The organism is Helicobacter hepaticus ATCC 51449 (assembly GCF_000007905.1).
GTDB classification, from domain to species: Bacteria; Campylobacterota; Campylobacteria; order Campylobacterales; family Helicobacteraceae; genus Helicobacter_C; species Helicobacter_C hepaticus.
Map to the genome: position 1 here is coordinate 1,323,756 of NC_004917.1, position 14,223 is coordinate 1,337,978.

Annotated in this window: 26 protein-coding genes and 1 pseudogene; 24 read left to right on the plus strand and 3 right to left on the minus strand. The window is 37.3% G+C overall.

Annotated elements, in window-relative coordinates; translation table 11 throughout:
* Positions 1-27 precede the first annotated feature (27 nt).
* The 5 genes from HH_RS06625 (at position 28) to HH_RS09555 (ending at position 4,114) form a co-directional block, all read left to right on the plus strand.
* Positions 28-564 (plus strand): adenine phosphoribosyltransferase, encoded by a 537-nt coding sequence (locus HH_RS06625; RefSeq protein WP_011116210.1) that lies wholly within the window; start codon positions 28-30, stop codon positions 562-564.
* On the plus strand, positions 564-1,325 hold the full coding sequence (locus tag HH_RS06630) for a DedA family protein (RefSeq protein ID WP_011116211.1): 762 nt from the start codon (positions 564-566) through the stop codon (positions 1,323-1,325). Before HH_RS06625 ends, HH_RS06630 begins: the two co-directional genes overlap by 1 nt.
* 39 nt (positions 1,326-1,364) lie before the next feature.
* Positions 1,365-2,789, plus strand: coding sequence for a leucyl aminopeptidase (locus HH_RS06635; RefSeq protein ID WP_011116212.1), 1,425 nt, complete (start codon positions 1,365-1,367; stop codon positions 2,787-2,789).
* Entirely contained in the window at positions 2,790-3,890 is a 1,101-nt protein-coding gene (gene ychF / locus HH_RS06640; RefSeq protein ID WP_011116213.1) for a redox-regulated ATPase YchF, read from the plus strand.
* Between the two features lie 74 nt (positions 3,891-3,964).
* Positions 3,965-4,114, plus strand: coding sequence for a hypothetical protein (locus tag HH_RS09555; RefSeq protein ID WP_158295433.1), 150 nt, complete (start codon positions 3,965-3,967; stop codon positions 4,112-4,114).
* On the opposite strand, the gene HH_RS06645 is transcribed toward HH_RS09555, so the two are convergent.
* Genes HH_RS06645 through HH_RS06655 form a run of 3 tightly spaced genes read right to left on the minus strand, consistent with a single transcriptional unit; the run spans position 4,086 to position 5,610 of the window.
* Complete coding sequence (locus HH_RS06645) at positions 4,086-4,313, minus strand: hypothetical protein (protein ID WP_011116214.1); 228 nt, start codon at positions 4,311-4,313, stop codon at positions 4,086-4,088. The genes HH_RS09555 and HH_RS06645 overlap by 29 nt on opposite strands.
* The gene (locus tag HH_RS06650) at positions 4,310-4,753 is read right to left on the minus strand and encodes a hypothetical protein (RefSeq protein ID WP_041309114.1); all 444 of its coding nucleotides are present in this window, start codon (positions 4,751-4,753) and stop codon (positions 4,310-4,312) included. Before HH_RS06650 ends, HH_RS06645 begins: the two co-directional genes overlap by 4 nt.
* The gene (locus HH_RS06655; protein ID WP_011116216.1) at positions 4,753-5,610 is read right to left on the minus strand and encodes an ankyrin repeat domain-containing protein; all 858 of its coding nucleotides are present in this window, start codon (positions 5,608-5,610) and stop codon (positions 4,753-4,755) included. Before HH_RS06655 ends, HH_RS06650 begins: the two co-directional genes overlap by 1 nt.
* 340 nt (positions 5,611-5,950) lie before the next feature.
* Here HH_RS06655 and rpsJ point away from each other — a divergent pair, with 340 nt between their 5' ends.
* From rpsJ to rpsE, 19 genes and pseudogenes are all read left to right on the plus strand, one after another.
* Positions 5,951-6,262, plus strand: coding sequence for a 30S ribosomal protein S10 (gene rpsJ, locus HH_RS06660; protein WP_011116217.1), 312 nt, complete (start codon positions 5,951-5,953; stop codon positions 6,260-6,262).
* Positions 6,263-6,317: 55 nt separating this feature from the next.
* Complete coding sequence (rplC, locus tag HH_RS06665; protein WP_011116218.1) at positions 6,318-6,896, plus strand: 50S ribosomal protein L3; 579 nt, start codon at positions 6,318-6,320, stop codon at positions 6,894-6,896.
* A gap of 11 nt (positions 6,897-6,907) precedes the next feature.
* Positions 6,908-7,531: a 50S ribosomal protein L4 gene (gene rplD / locus HH_RS06670; protein WP_011116219.1), complete on the plus strand. Its 624-nt coding sequence runs from the start codon at positions 6,908-6,910 to the stop codon at positions 7,529-7,531.
* Positions 7,532-7,813: a 50S ribosomal protein L23 gene (locus HH_RS06675; RefSeq protein ID WP_011116220.1), complete on the plus strand. Its 282-nt coding sequence runs from the start codon at positions 7,532-7,534 to the stop codon at positions 7,811-7,813.
* Between the two features lie 9 nt (positions 7,814-7,822).
* On the plus strand, positions 7,823-8,650 hold the full coding sequence (gene rplB, locus HH_RS06680) for a 50S ribosomal protein L2 (protein WP_011116221.1): 828 nt from the start codon (positions 7,823-7,825) through the stop codon (positions 8,648-8,650).
* 10 nt (positions 8,651-8,660) lie between these two features.
* Entirely contained in the window at positions 8,661-8,942 is a 282-nt protein-coding gene (rpsS, locus tag HH_RS06685) for a 30S ribosomal protein S19 (RefSeq protein ID WP_011116222.1), read from the plus strand.
* 9 nt (positions 8,943-8,951) lie between these two features.
* A pseudogene (gene rplV / locus HH_RS09740) lies at positions 8,952-9,314 on the plus strand (50S ribosomal protein L22); the annotation flags it as partial.
* A 212-nt stretch (positions 9,315-9,526) separates the two neighbouring features.
* Positions 9,527-10,237: a 30S ribosomal protein S3 gene (gene rpsC, locus HH_RS06695; RefSeq protein WP_011116224.1), complete on the plus strand. Its 711-nt coding sequence runs from the start codon at positions 9,527-9,529 to the stop codon at positions 10,235-10,237.
* A 3-nt stretch (positions 10,238-10,240) separates the two neighbouring features.
* Positions 10,241-10,666 carry a 50S ribosomal protein L16 gene (gene rplP, locus HH_RS06700; RefSeq protein WP_011116225.1) on the plus strand — a complete coding sequence of 142 codons (426 nt, stop codon included), beginning with the start codon at positions 10,241-10,243 and terminating at the stop codon, positions 10,664-10,666.
* A complete protein-coding gene (gene rpmC, locus HH_RS06705; RefSeq protein WP_011116226.1) occupies positions 10,653-10,841 on the plus strand; it encodes a 50S ribosomal protein L29 in 189 nt (62 codons plus the stop codon). The genes rplP and rpmC overlap by 14 nt, the downstream gene beginning before the upstream one ends.
* 3 nt (positions 10,842-10,844) lie before the next feature.
* Positions 10,845-11,111 (plus strand): 30S ribosomal protein S17, encoded by a 267-nt coding sequence (rpsQ, locus tag HH_RS06710; RefSeq protein WP_011116227.1) that lies wholly within the window; start codon positions 10,845-10,847, stop codon positions 11,109-11,111.
* Positions 11,108-11,476 carry a 50S ribosomal protein L14 gene (gene rplN / locus HH_RS06715; RefSeq protein ID WP_011116228.1) on the plus strand — a complete coding sequence of 123 codons (369 nt, stop codon included), beginning with the start codon at positions 11,108-11,110 and terminating at the stop codon, positions 11,474-11,476. Before rpsQ ends, rplN begins: the two co-directional genes overlap by 4 nt.
* Positions 11,476-11,712 (plus strand): 50S ribosomal protein L24, encoded by a 237-nt coding sequence (gene rplX / locus HH_RS06720; protein WP_011116229.1) that lies wholly within the window; start codon positions 11,476-11,478, stop codon positions 11,710-11,712. Before rplN ends, rplX begins: the two co-directional genes overlap by 1 nt.
* A complete protein-coding gene (rplE, locus tag HH_RS06725; RefSeq protein ID WP_011116230.1) occupies positions 11,712-12,257 on the plus strand; it encodes a 50S ribosomal protein L5 in 546 nt (181 codons plus the stop codon). Before rplX ends, rplE begins: the two co-directional genes overlap by 1 nt.
* Position 12,258: 1 nt before the next feature.
* Positions 12,259-12,444 (plus strand): type Z 30S ribosomal protein S14, encoded by a 186-nt coding sequence (locus tag HH_RS06730; RefSeq protein ID WP_011115058.1) that lies wholly within the window; start codon positions 12,259-12,261, stop codon positions 12,442-12,444.
* A gap of 9 nt (positions 12,445-12,453) precedes the next feature.
* Positions 12,454-12,849, plus strand: coding sequence for a 30S ribosomal protein S8 (gene rpsH / locus HH_RS06735; RefSeq protein WP_011116232.1), 396 nt, complete (start codon positions 12,454-12,456; stop codon positions 12,847-12,849).
* Positions 12,850-12,858: 9 nt separating this feature from the next.
* Entirely contained in the window at positions 12,859-13,395 is a 537-nt protein-coding gene (rplF, locus tag HH_RS06740) for a 50S ribosomal protein L6 (RefSeq protein ID WP_011116233.1), read from the plus strand.
* A gap of 15 nt (positions 13,396-13,410) precedes the next feature.
* Positions 13,411-13,767: a 50S ribosomal protein L18 gene (rplR, locus tag HH_RS06745; protein WP_011116234.1), complete on the plus strand. Its 357-nt coding sequence runs from the start codon at positions 13,411-13,413 to the stop codon at positions 13,765-13,767.
* A gap of 9 nt (positions 13,768-13,776) precedes the next feature.
* Positions 13,777-14,217 (plus strand): 30S ribosomal protein S5, encoded by a 441-nt coding sequence (gene rpsE, locus HH_RS06750; RefSeq protein ID WP_011116235.1) that lies wholly within the window; start codon positions 13,777-13,779, stop codon positions 14,215-14,217.
* Positions 14,218-14,223: the final 6 nt, after the last annotated feature.

Below are 14,223 nucleotides of genomic sequence, written 5' to 3' on the forward strand. Positions count from 1 at the left end.
GAGGGGATAACACACTAAGGAGAACAAATGGACAAGCAAAAAATAGCAGATTCTATCAGGGCGGTATATAACTATAAGCCCGGAGTTATATTTAGAGATATTACTACACTCATAGGTGATGCAGAGGTATTCAAAGAAGTGATAAATATCTTAAGAAGTCGCTATGAGAATCAAAGTATTGACTTTATAGCTGCTATTGAAGCGCGAGGATTTATTTTTGGTTCAGCTCTTGCATACGCACTAGGCATAGGATTTGTCCCTATACGCAAAAAAGGCAAACTGCCTTATAATACTATTAGTGAAAAATATACGCTTGAATATGGCACTGATGAGTTGCATATACATACAGATGCCTTTAGGGATAAGAAAAATGCTAAAGTTGTGCTTATAGATGATTTAATAGCCACAGGAGGCACAGCAGAAGCAAGTGTAAAGCTTATAAAATCTATCGGCGCACAATGCGTTGAGGCTGCATTTGTGATTAATCTCAAAGGTTTAGAGGGTGAAAAAAAGCTCGCTCCTTATACACAAGTCTTTAGCATTGTAGAATATGAAGGAAAATAATGGAATCCATACAAAAGGTAATTGCTTACGTAAAACAGAATCCAAAACGTATTTTTATTTGGGGCTTACTGCTTAGCATTATTCTTATACTCTTTATTCTTTATAAACGCTCGGGATTCTCACTTGAAGAATTTATCACGCATTTATGGAATCAATATGTAGAAGATTGGGGTTATGTGATTTTATTTTTTTGGGGCATTTTAGAGGGAGAGCTTGGACTTATTTTTGCTGGATTGGCTGCACACGATGGCAAAATGAATCTATTTATGGCTATTTTTATCGCGGGGCTTGGCGGATTTGTGGGAGATCAAATTTATTTTTATATCGGGCGATTTAATCGCAAGACGATTCAAGAGGAATTCACTTCCCAACGGCGCAAATTTGCCCTTGCACATTTATTGTTGAAAAAATATGGCTGGCCTATTATCTTTATTCAACGCTATATGTATGGTATGCGGACAATTATTCCTATGAGTATTGGCACAACGCGATATAGTGCGCTTAAATTTGCTGTTATTAACCTTTTTTCGGCGTGGGTATGGGCGGCAATCACTATTGTATTAACTTGGTTTTTTGGTGAGCATATTTTTATTATCTTAGATTGGTTTAAAGGACACCCTTATTTGCTTATACCTCTTGCGATTATTATTGGCGGGGGTGTATGGTGGTATTTTCATTCTCAAACAAAAAAAGTGGATAAAAAGATTGCTAAGATTCAAAGAGAGCTTGAAAACAAAGAAAAAATAAGCAATACACAATAGTATAAGAGTTGCTTAAAAACTAAAACTAAGGAGCAGTTTATGAAAGTAAGTATTTCTCACAAAAATAATTTTAAGGGTGTGTCATATCAAGCACAGGCTTTATTGATGAGTAAAAGTGTCTTTGCAAAATCCCCTTATGCAAAGTTATGTAAGAGTTTTGGTTTTGAGGGAGAGGGCAAATTTTTTCTTCAAGAGCAAGCTTTGCTTTTGGTGTGCGTAGAAGAATTAGGACTTGATTCTATCCGAGAGGCTGGAGCAAGTATCGCGCGGCATTTTAGGACATTGCCTTATAAGAATGTGAATGTTGCATTAAATGGCAAACTTGATGATTCTAAAGCTTATGCCTTGCTTTTAGGGGCATTACTTGGAGTATATGAATGTGTAAGTTATAAAACGAAAACCCCTCCTTTACACCTTAAAGAGATAATATTGCTTGATGAAAAGAATGAGGTTGCAAGTGAGAGTGTGCTTAAAAAGGTGCATATAGTCGCCCAAAGTGTCAATGAAGTGCGTGAGATTATCAATACAATCCCACAAGTAGCAACACCTAAATACCTTGCTAAATATGCTAAAGAATTGAGCAAAGAAGTAGGGAATCTTGAATGTAAAATATTAGATGAGGAAGCATTGCAAAAGGAAAAAATGGGTGCATTTTTAGCAGTTAATCGTGCTTCGTGCAATCCACCGCGTTTGATACATTTAAGTTATAAACCCAAAGGTGCTAAAAAGCGTATTGTGCTTGTAGGTAAGGGACTTACTTATGATTGTGGTGGGCTTTCACTCAAGCCTGCAGATTTTATGGTAACTATGAAAGCTGATAAGAGCGGAGGTTGTGCTGTTATGGGCATAATTAAAGCCATAGCACAGCTAGGTGCGAATATTGAAGTGCATTCAATTATAGGTGCAGCAGAAAATATGATAGGTGGCAATGCGTATAAGCCTGATGATGTGCTGTATTCTCGTGAGGGCAAGAGCATTGAGGTAAGAAATACTGATGCGGAAGGACGTTTGGTGCTTGTTGATTGTCTAAGTTATGCTCAAGATTTAAAACCTGATATTCTCATTGATTTTGCGACACTCACAGGAGCGTGTGTAGTAGCTTTGGGTGAATTTACAAGTGGCATTATGGGACATAATGACAGACTTAAAGCCCAATTTGAAAAATGTGCCCTTGAGAGTGGCGAACTTATGGCAACTTTGCCTTTTAATCGTCATCTTAAAAAACTTATAGAATCTAAAATTGCAGATGTATGTAATGTCGGCTCTTCGCGTTATGGTGGTGCGATAAGTGCGGGATTGTTTTTGAGTGAATTTATCCGAGAAGAGTTTAAGCAAAAGTGGCTTCATATTGATATTGCAGGACCCGCGTATGTGGAAAAAGAGTGGGATATTAACCCAAGTGGAGCGAGTGGTGCAGGCGTGAGGGCAGGAATAGAATTTATTTTAGCACAAGGAAAAGCATAAATGGGATTATCAATCGGTATTGTAGGGTTGCCAAATGTTGGTAAATCTACGACTTTTAATGCTCTCACAAAAGCACAAAATGCGGAGGCAGCAAATTATCCTTTTTGCACGATTGAGCCAAATAAGGCAGTTGTGAGTGTGCCTGATGTAAGGTTGCAAGAGTTGGCTAAAATTGTCAATCCTCAAAAGATTCAGCACTCTGTCGTGGAGTTTGTGGATATTGCCGGACTTGTGCGAGGTGCGAGTAAAGGTGAGGGATTAGGCAATCAATTTTTAGCAAATATTAAAGAATGTAATATGATTTTGCATATCGTGCGGTGTTTTGAGGATTCTAATATCACGCATATTGAGGGGCGCATTGACCCGATTGATGATATTGAAATTATTGAGTTAGAACTGCTTTTTGCCGATATGGCAAGTTTAAATAAACGCATTGAGAAACTCCAAAGAGAGAGCAAATCTCAAAAAGGCGTAAATACTCAACTTACTCTCTGCCAAGAGCTTTTAGCGCATTTAGAATCTAATAAGCCCGTGCGAAGCTTTGCTAAACGTGAAAGTGAGGAATTTATCGCACTCAATAAGGATTTAAGATTTTTAACCAATAAAGAAGTGATTTATGGGGCAAATGTCAATGAAGAGGGCTTAGAATCTGATAATGAGTTTGTGCAAAAAGTGCGTGAATATGCAGCGCAAAATGATGGTATAGCAATTAAGCTGTGTGCAAAGATTGAAGAGGAAATGGTAGATATGAGTGATGATGAGCGCACAGAGTTTTTAGTAAGTCTTGGAGCAAAGCAGAGTGGATTAACGCAGATTATTAGAGAGGGATTTGCACGACTTGGGCTTATAAGTTATTTTACTGCAGGTGTCAAAGAAGTGCGAGCTTGGAGCATTAGAAAAGGAGATAGTGCGCCAAAAGCTGCAAGTGTGATACATAAAGACTTTGAAAAAGGTTTTATTCGTGCGGAGTGTATCAGTTATGCAGATTTTATTAAATATGGTGGCGAGGCAAAAGCAAAAGAAGCTGGGGCTATGCGTATTGAAGGTAAAGAATATATCGTGCAAGATGGTGATGTAATGCACTTTAGATTCAATGTCTAACCTTGCATTTACAAAAAAAAAAAAAAAACGATACAATACGCAGATGAAAGATGCTTCATACAGAGAGGGGTATAATGCAAAACACACAAGAAAAGATAGTAACTTATGAGGAAATCCAAGCAAATCCTATGCTTAAATGGTTTTTTGAAGGGCTTTCTAATGACGAAATTAAGCGCACTGCAGAAGATAAGTTTTTTAAAGAATGGCAGGAATATGTAAAATAAGTTCTTGCATAGAATCTAAAGTATTTTTTAAATGCTCATTATAAAACTTTCCTTGATTTGCTATTTGAAATTCTAACCATTCTTTAGCCTTTAAGCGACTACCTTTTAAACTCCAAGCATTGAGATATTTTTCATCACTAAAGGATTGTTTGGAGAAGAAATGGAAATGGAGCTGGTTGGCACTTAGTGTTTTTGTCATTCAAATCCCTTTAATTTATCCATAAGCGCGTATTCAAAGTCGTTTTGCGATTCTCTCCAGCTTTCATAGTCCTCATCATCTGATTCTGCTTCGTCATAATCCTCACCATAAAACTCAAGCAGTTCGCAAGAATCATAATCCCTATCGTCGCTCTCTACATACAAACTGTCGTAAATCTCATCGGCGTTTTCTTGCAACTCTTTCAACCACGTCTTTTTGCACACCCCTTGCAATTCTTGCGTGTCATAGCGCAAAAGAAACGCAAGTTTATCATCAAACTTAAGATTTGTCTCATTGACACTTTTATCGTCTTTCCATTTGTAATATTGTGCTCTAAAAATTTCAAATATTTCTTGCCTCAGATTCTCTTGCGCACAAGCACAAAAATCTTTTTGAAATTCCTCTAAATTTTTAGAGAAATAACTTTCTTTTAAATCCATCACTTAGCCTTTTTCTTTTTCTCCAAAAGTTCATTGTAGATTCTGTATTGCTCGGATAGTTCCAGGCTTGTATCAATGTTATATTCTTTGACCAATTGCTTCCAAGTCTTCGCACCTGCTTCTTTTAGAAGCTTTTTGTTTTTACCGCCATAGGCTACATCTAATATAGAGCGAATTGCAAACCAAGTGCCATCATCGTTTAAAGAACAATGCACAGCATTTACCTCCGCTCCATATTTTAATAATATTCCTGTGCAAGATGCGACCCTTTCATCATCTGTTACAGCTTCATATAGGGGTGTAGCGTCGATATGATTCCAACCTACTCTAAGCTCATTGTCCGTTTTGATACTTTTCATTTCTATATTAGCCCCGGCTTTAAGAGCAACTTCTAGTTTTTTGGGCTTACCAAACAATGCCCAATTATGTATAGGAGTGTTTCCATATTCAGTATATGTTTCAAATGTAGCTCCTTTACCCAAAAAGTATTCAATGACTTTTGGATTTTTTCCTCCCCAGTCAATATAACCACTTAAGGCATTCCACCAATCATACTGATCATCAGCTTTTAATCCTAAGCTTTCAAAATACTCTATCATTGCAAAACTTTTGTCTTTCTCATACGCAAGCCCTGCATGAGCTAGCACAAGGGGAGAAGGGAAAAAGGGTTCAAGTTGGACCTTTCGTGTCCAGCTGTTTTGAAACCATTTTTCAAAAAAGATTTCAGGAATTGGATAATCCTTTAAAAACTCTTTCACTGCTTCAAGATTGTTTGATTTGATAAGCTCCCAAAACTTATCTTTTATCTCGTCCTCACTTTCTCTAAAGATAGCCTTAATTTCTTCTAGTGTTTTCATTGTGTCTCCTTTTAAAGTCAATTTCATCAAACCTTAAATTAATACAATACTTGGTTATTTTTTTTTTTTTTGTAATACTATACTATTTTAGTTTATATCAAAATTAAAATAGTATTAAATTGTGTAAGCGAATCTATTTAAATCAATGTGTCTCATATTTTAAATTTTGGTGGTGTAAAAAAGAGCAATATTTTCTATTTTTCCTTATATTAAGGAAATAAAAATATTAAAAAATATCCAAAAATAGGCAAAATACTTGACTTTTTTTCTCAAAATTGATTATAATCGCGCACTCAAAACATCAAAATTTTTGGTGGGTTCTTTAAAGCAAGGAAACATTATGGAAAGAATACGACTTAGGCTTAAGGCTTATGATCATAGGGTTCTTGATAGGTCGGTTGCATCTATTGTAGAAGCAGTAAAAAGGACAGGTTCAGAGATAAGGGGTCCAGTGCCACTTCCTACCAAAAAGAAGCGATACACTGTGCTTCGTTCGCCACATATCAATAAAGATTCTCGTGAGCAGTTTGAAATCAGAGTTCATCATCGCATTATTGACATTATGTCGGCTACTCCTGATACCGTAGATAGCCTTATGAAGCTTGATTTGGCTCCAGAAGTAGATGTAGAAGTTATGTCTATGAGTAAGTAGCTAAGAAAAATGAGCAAAGAAAATTATGTAGAGTTTAGGATTAAGGATTTGGTCAATGGAATTTATAGTTGAAAAAATCGGTATGAGCCGCACGATAGGCACAAAGAGTGAAGCTGTAACTTTGCTTCGTGTGCTTGGTGCAAAAGTGTGCGAAATATACGATAATGGTAAGGCATTGGTGGCTTATTCTCAAGGAAAATCTGTGAATAAAGCTATCGCAGGGCAACAGAAAAAATACAGCTTAAGCAAAGAGTTTAATCGTTTTGCAACACTTAAAGTGAGCAATAAAGAAGTTGGTGAGCTTGATGTTGCAAGTTTGAGTGAGGCTAAACGCGTTCAGGTAAGCTTTAAGACTAAGGGGCGAGGTTTTAGCGGAGCAATGAAACGATGGAATTTTCAAGGTGGTCCGGGTGCGCACGGAAGTAGATTCCATAGACGTTTGGGTTCAATAGGGAATCGTGAGTGGCCTGGGCGCGTTCAGCCGGGTAAAAAAATGGCTGGACATTATGGAAATGAGCTTGTAAGCGCAAAAAATGATATTATGTCTTTTGATAAGCAAAGTGCTATTTTGGTGCTTAAGGGTTCAGTAGCCGGATTTAATGGTGCATTTGGCAGAATCCAAATTATAAAATAAGGCAGGGCAGTATGAGTAAAGCAATTTTATTGGACAAAAAGCTTCAACAAAGCAATGAATTAGCATTGCCAGAGAGATATGCACAAATCAAAGAGCATAATTTGTATTTGTATGTAAAATCTTATCTCTCATCACTTCGTGCAAATTCTGCCTCTGCAAAAAAGAGAGGCGAAGTAAGTGGTGGAGGTAAAAAGCCGTGGAAACAAAAAGGAGGAGGTCGCGCACGCGCTGGAAGTATCACTTCTCCTGTATTTGTAGGTGGTGGTGTCTCTCACGGACCTAGCAATGATAAAAATTATACACTTAAAATCAATAAAAAACAAAAACGTTTGGCTCTTGAATGCGCACTTTTTCAAAAAGCACAAGAGGGCAAACTTTTTGTAGTAGATTCTCTAGCAATGCCTAGTGGTAAAACAAAAGATGCGTATGCAATGTTTAAGGCGTTAAAACAACGTAGCACATTATTTGTTGCACAGATGAGTGATGAACCAACATTTTTGGCATTTAGAAATTTGCAACAATGTTATTTGGCTGATGCAAATGAGCTTAATGCGTATTTGGTAGCAGCATTTCGTTCTGTTGTGATTGAAAAGGCTGTTTTTGATGAAATTATTGCAGAAAAGAAGGGGGAATAAATGGCAGATATTACAGACATTAAGTCAATTCTCTATACAGAAAAATCTCTCTCACTCCAAGAAAGTGGCGTGTTGGTTGTGCAAACAGCAACAAATGTAAGTAAAAATCAATTAAAGGAGATTTTTAAAGAATATTTTGGGATTACACCTCTAAGAATCAATTCTCTTCGTCAAGAGGGCAAGGTAAAAAGATTTAGAGGTAAAATCGGGCAGAGAGCATCGTTTAAAAAGTTTTATGTAAAGATTCCAGAGGGCGCAAAACTTGATGCGCTATCAGTATAAGGAGTGATTATGGCAGTTAAAACATATAAGCCCTATACCCCAAGTCGTAGATTTATGAGCAATCTAAGTTCTAGCGACATTACGGGTAAGGCGAGTGTAAAAAGTTTGCTTATTAAATTACCAGTAAGTGCAGGAAGAAATAATAATGGACGCATTACAAGTCGTCATAAAGAAGGCGGAGCTAAGAAGTTTTATAGAATCATTGATTTTAAACGTAATAAATTTAATATTCAAGGAAAAGTAGCAGCGATTGAGTATGACCCATATCGCAACTGCCGCATAGCACTTATTCATTATGTTGATGGAGAAAAGCGTTATATTATTCAACCTAGTGGTCTCAAAGTGGGTGATGTAGTATTTTCTGCCTCATCTGGGCTTGATATTAAAACAGGCTTTGCAATGAAATTAAAAAGTATGCCTATTGGAACGATTGTGCATAATATTGAAATGCACCCGGGTGCAGGTGGAGCACTCGCAAGGAGTGCAGGAACAAGTGCGCAAATTATGGGGCGTGAGGGTAAATATATTATCCTTAGAATGCCAAGTGGAGAAATGAGATATATTTTAGAAGAATGTATGGCGACCATAGGCGTAGTGGGAAATGAGGATTTTGCAAATATCTCTATTGGTAAAGCAGGGCGTAATCGTCATCGTGGTATTCGCCCACAAACGCGTGGTAGTGCAATGAATCCAGTAGATCACCCTCACGGCGGTGGTGAAGGTAAAACAGGTTCTAGCGGACATCCTGTATCTCCGTGGGGAACTCCAGCAAAAGGATTTAAAACTCGTAAGAAAAAAGCGAGTGATAAATTAATTATCTCAAGAAAGAAAAAGTAAGGTAGGAAGTATGGCAAGGTCAATTAAAAAAGGTCCATTTGTTGATGATTATCTCGTCAAAAAGGTTGAGAAAGCAAAAGCAAGTAAAGATAATAAGCCTATTAAAACTTGGTCAAGACGTAGCACGATTTTACCAGATATGATAGGACTTACTTTTAATGTCCATAATGGCAGAGCATTTGTGCCTGTTTATATTACTGAAAACCACGTTGGATATAAGCTTGGTGAGTTTGCTCCAACACGCACTTTTAAGGGGCACAAAGGTAGTGTCCAAAAGAAAATTGGTAAGTAAGGGGAGAGAATGAGTAGAGCATTATTAAAATATATCCGATTATCTCCAACAAAAGCGCGTTTAGTGGCTCGCCAAGTGCAGGGTATGAATGCAGAGATTGCTATTGCGAGTTTGGAATTTACTCCCAATAAAGCTGCACGAGTGATTTCAAAGGTTATTGCATCTGCTGTTGCAAATGGTGGATATGATGCCCAAGATGTTATCATTCTTTCTTGTCGTGTTGATGCGGGTCCTGTATTGCGGCGGTTTATGCCACGAGCTAAAGGACGAGCAACACCTATTCGTAAGCCAATGGCACATATTTTAGTAGAAGTTGGAACGCAAAAATCTGTTCAACAATCTGTTCAATCAACAAAAGCTAAGGCAAAAGGAGCAAAAAATATTAAGAGTGAAGATTCTAAAAATTCTTTAAAAGTTACAGAATCTAAAGCAGATTCAAAAGTAGATGCCGCCCAAAAGGCATCAACAACGCAAGAAAAAGCTGAATCTAAAACTAAAGTAGCTAAAGCAAAAGTGGCAACAACAAAATCGACAGCAACAAGAAAAACAACAAAGAAAAAAACTGAAGGCGAGGAAAAATAACAATGGGTCAAAAAGTTAATCCAATAGGTTTAAGGTTAGGTATTAATCGTAATTGGTCTTCTCGGTGGTTTTCTGTGTCGCAAACAACACCTTCAAATATATTAGAAGACCATAAGATTCGTAAGTTTTTGAAACGTGAAATGTATTATGCGGGTGTAAGCGAATTTATTATTGAACGTGCAGCAAATAAGATTCGTGTAACCGTTGTAGCTTCGCGTCCGGGATTGATTATTGGCAAAAAAGGTGTGGATATTGATAAGCATAAAGAAGCATTGAAAAAGATTCTTCATAAGGAAGTGTTTATTAATATTAAAGAGGCAAAACGTCCACAAGCAAATGCGCAACTTGCGGCAGAAAATATTGCAACACAGCTTGAAAAGCGTGTAGCTTTTAGACGCGCTATGAAAAAGGTTATGCAGGCTGCAATGAAAGCGGGAGCGAAAGGTATTAAAGTAAAGGTATCAGGACGTTTAGCAGGAGCAGAAATGGCAAGAACAGAATGGTATATGGAAGGTCGCGTGCCCTTACATACTTTGCGTGCAAAAATTGATTATGGTTTTGCAGAGGCGATGACAACTTATGGAATCATTGGCGTAAAAGTATGGATTTTTAAAGGCGAGGTGCTTCATAAAGGCATTTTGCCAGAGAAAAAAGAAGAGAGCAAGAGCGGCGATAAAGAAGTGCGTTCTAAATCACGAAGAGGGAGGCAATAAATTATGTTAATGCCAAAAAGAACAAAATATAGAAAGCAGATGAAAGGGCGCAATCGCGGTAAATCGTTCCGTGGCGCAAATCTGGCTTTTGGTGATATTGGAATTAAAGCAATAGAGCACGGGCGCATTGATTCTCGTCAGATAGAATCTGCTCGTATTGCAATGACTCGGCATATCAAAAGAGCAGGTAAAGTTTGGATTCGTGTATTCCCTGATAAACCATTAACTGCAAAGCCTCTTGAAACAAGAATGGGTAAGGGTAAAGGTGGTGTAGAAAAGTGGGTAATGAATATTAAGCCCGGTCGTTTGATTTATGAGATGGCAGGGATTGATGAAGCTTTGGCGAGAGAGGCTTTAGCTTTAGCTCAAAGTAAGCTTCCTTTTAAAACTAAAATCATAACCAGCGAGAGTGAAAATGAAATTTATTGATTTGAAAGACAAGGACATTGCAGAATTGCAAAAAATGTTGAAGGAAAAAAAATCGTTGCTTTTTGAAAAAAGATTGCAGCTAAAGACAATGCAGCTTACTAATCCAAGCGAAATTAAGGTTATTCGCAAGGATATTGCAAGAATCAATACAGCCTTAAGTGCAAAGAAGGATTAGAATATGAGTGAAAAACAAGCGCATACAAGAGTAATTCAAGGTAAAGTCATCAGTCAAGCGGGAAATAAAAGTATAGTAATTTTGGTAGAGCGGAAAGTTGTTCATAGCAAATATCGTAAGATTGTAAAACGTTTTAAAAAATATACTATACACGATGAGAATCAAAGTGCAAAAATTGGCGATGTGGTAAGTGCCATTGAATGTAAGCCTATTTCTAAAACGAAAGCTTTTAGGTTTAAAGAAATTATTACTGCAGGAGTAGAGCTATGATACAAAGTTTTACAAGATTAAGCGTTGCAGATAATAGCGGTGCAAAAGAGATTATGTGCATTAAGATTCTAGGCGGAAGTCATAGAAGATATGCACGTGTAGGTGATGTCATTGTGGCATCTGTGAAAAAAGCTATTCCAAATGGCAAGGTAAAAAAGGGGCAGGTTGTTAAGGCGGTAGTTGTGCGAACAAAAAAAGAGATTCATAGAGAAAATGGCTCTTTAGTGCGCTTTGATGATAATGCGGCGGTGATTCTTGATGCGAAGAAAGAACCCATTGGCACGAGAATCTTTGGACCAGTAAGTAGAGAAGTGCGATACGCGAATTTTATGAAAATAGTATCGTTAGCTCCGGAGGTGTTATAGTGGCAAAGTTTAAGATTAAAAAAGGCGATATGGTGCAAGTTATCGCAGGAGATGATAAGGGCAAGAAAGCAAAAGTGTTGCAAGTATTGCCAAAGCAAGCACAAGTTATTGTAGAGGGTTGTAAAGTTGTTAAAAAAGCAATCAAGGTAAGTGAAAAGAATCCCAAAGGTGGCTTTGTATCTAAGGAAATGCCAATGAGTATTTCAAATGTGAAAAAAGCGGAAGGAGATAACTAATGTTTGCTTTAAGAGAAAAATATAAAAACGAAATTATCTCTCAGCTTAAAAGTGAGCTTAATATGAGCAATCCTATGTTGTTGCCAAAGCTTGAAAAAATTGTTATTAGCGTAGGTGCAGGCGATTATGCAAAAGATTCAAAAATTATGCAAAATATCGCTGATACCATTTCGCTTATTGCGGGGCAAAAGGCTGTTATTACTTTGGCAAAGAAATCGGTAGCAGGTTTTAAGATGCGTGAAGGTATGCCTATGGGAGTGAAAGTAACTCTTCGTGGCAAGATGATGTATAATTTCCTTGAAAAACTTATTGTTATTGCTTTACCACGTGTAAAGGACTTTAGAGGTTTAAAACGTAATGGATTTGATGGGCGTGGGAATTATAGCTTTGGCTTAAATGAACAGCTTATGTTTCCTGAAGTGGTATATGATGATATTATGGTAACTCATGGTATGAATATTACGATTGTAACTTCTACTCATAGTGATAAAGAGGCGTTTAAGTTGCTTGAGCTTCTTGGTATGCCTTTTGCGAAAGGACGATAAAATGGCAAAAAAATCAATTATTGCAAAGTCAAAGAGAAAGGCAAAATTTAGTGCAAGAGCATATACAAGATGTCAGGTATGTGGGCGACCACATTCTGTTTATCGCGACTTTGGGTTGTGTAGAGTATGTTTGAGAAAAATGGGCAATGAAGGTTTAATACCCGGTCTTCGTAAGGCAAGTTGGTAAGGAGAAAGTATGGTAAATGATATTATTGCAGATTCTTTAACGAGAATTCGTAATGCCTCTATGAGGCGATTAGAAGTTACAACGTTGTATTATGCGAAAATCGTTGTTTCAATTGTAGAAGTGTTTAAGACAAAGGGCTTTATCAAAGATTATAAGGTAAATGATAAAGATGGAAAGCGCTCTATTATGGTGCAACTTGCTTATGATGAGCAAGGCAAAAGTGCTATCAATGAAATTAAACGCATTAGTAAGCCTGGACGCCGTGTTTATAAGGCTAGAAGCGAATTAAAGCGTTTTAAAAATGGCTATGGCACAATAGTAGTGAGCACAAGTAAAGGCGTGGTTGCCAATGACGAAGCTTATAAGGCAAATGTCGGTGGCGAAGCGCTTTGCAGTATATGGTAGGAGAGAGATATGTCAAGAGTTGGAAAAAAACCTATTAACATTCCAAAGGGTGTTGAAGTATCTGTGCAAGGAAGTAAAATCCTCTTTAAGGGTGCTAAAGAGCAAAAAGAGCTTGAAACTTATGGGCGTGTCCAAATTCATTTGCAAGATGGAACATTAAGTTTTGCTTGTGTTGATTCTCAAGCTCAATCTCGTGCATATTGGGGGACTTATCGCGCATTGGCAAATAATATTATTGTGGGACTAAGTCAGGGTTTTACAAAGGTGTTAGAAATTAATGGCGTAGGGTATAAAGCTAATATTAGCGGAAAGAATCTTGAGATGGCTCTAGGATTTTCTCACCCTGTGATTTATCCTATTCCTGCGGGCGTTGAAATGAGTGTAGATAAGAATACAATCACCATTAAAGGCGCTGATAAGCAACAAATAGGGCAAATCGCAGCTGAGATTCGAAAATTTAGACCGCCAGAGCCTTATAAGGGTAAAGGTATTAAATACAGCGACGAAATGATTGTTCGCAAAGCTGGTAAAACTTCTAAAAAATAGGGCAAGGATTATGCGATGACAGATAAAGTATTAAAACGAAAACAGCTTCTTAAAGTAAAAAGAAAGCTTCGAACACGAGGGAAAATTTTTGGTAGAGCTGACAAGCCACGTGTAAGCGTGTTTAAATCCAATAAATATTTTTATGCGCAAGCTATCAATGATGAGTTGGGTGTAACGCTTGCAAGTGTTGATGGCAAAAAGCTTGGTTTAGGAAATAATAAAGAGAACGCAAAGCAAATTGCTAATGAATTTGCAACTTCACTTAAAAAGGCTAAGATTACAGAGGTGGTCTTTGATAGAAATGGATACCTTTATCACGGGGTTGTAGCAGCATTTGCTGATACTTTACGTGAAAATGGCATAAAGTTATAAAGGAAGATTATGGAAATCAATAGAGAAGAATTTAGCGAAGTGGTTGTAAATATCGGTAGAGTTACAAAGGTTGTTAAAGGTGGGCGTAGATTCCGTTTTAATGCACTTGTAGTTGTAGGTAATAAAAATGGACTTGTTGGTTTTGGACTTGGTAAAGCTAAAGAAGTGCCTGATGCGATTAAAAAAGCTATTGATGATGCGTTTAAAAACATTATCAAAGTGAATATTAAAGGCACAACAATTGCCCACGATATTGAGCATAAGTATAATGCAAGTAGAATCTTATTAAAACCAGCAAGTGAAGGAACAGGTGTTATTGCGGGTGGCTCTACGCGTCCTGTTATTGAACTTGCAGGAATTAAAGATATTTTGACAAAATCGCTTGGTTCAAATAACCCTTATAATGTAGTGCGCGCAACAATTGATGCACTTGCGAGAATCAAAGCTTAAGGAGAA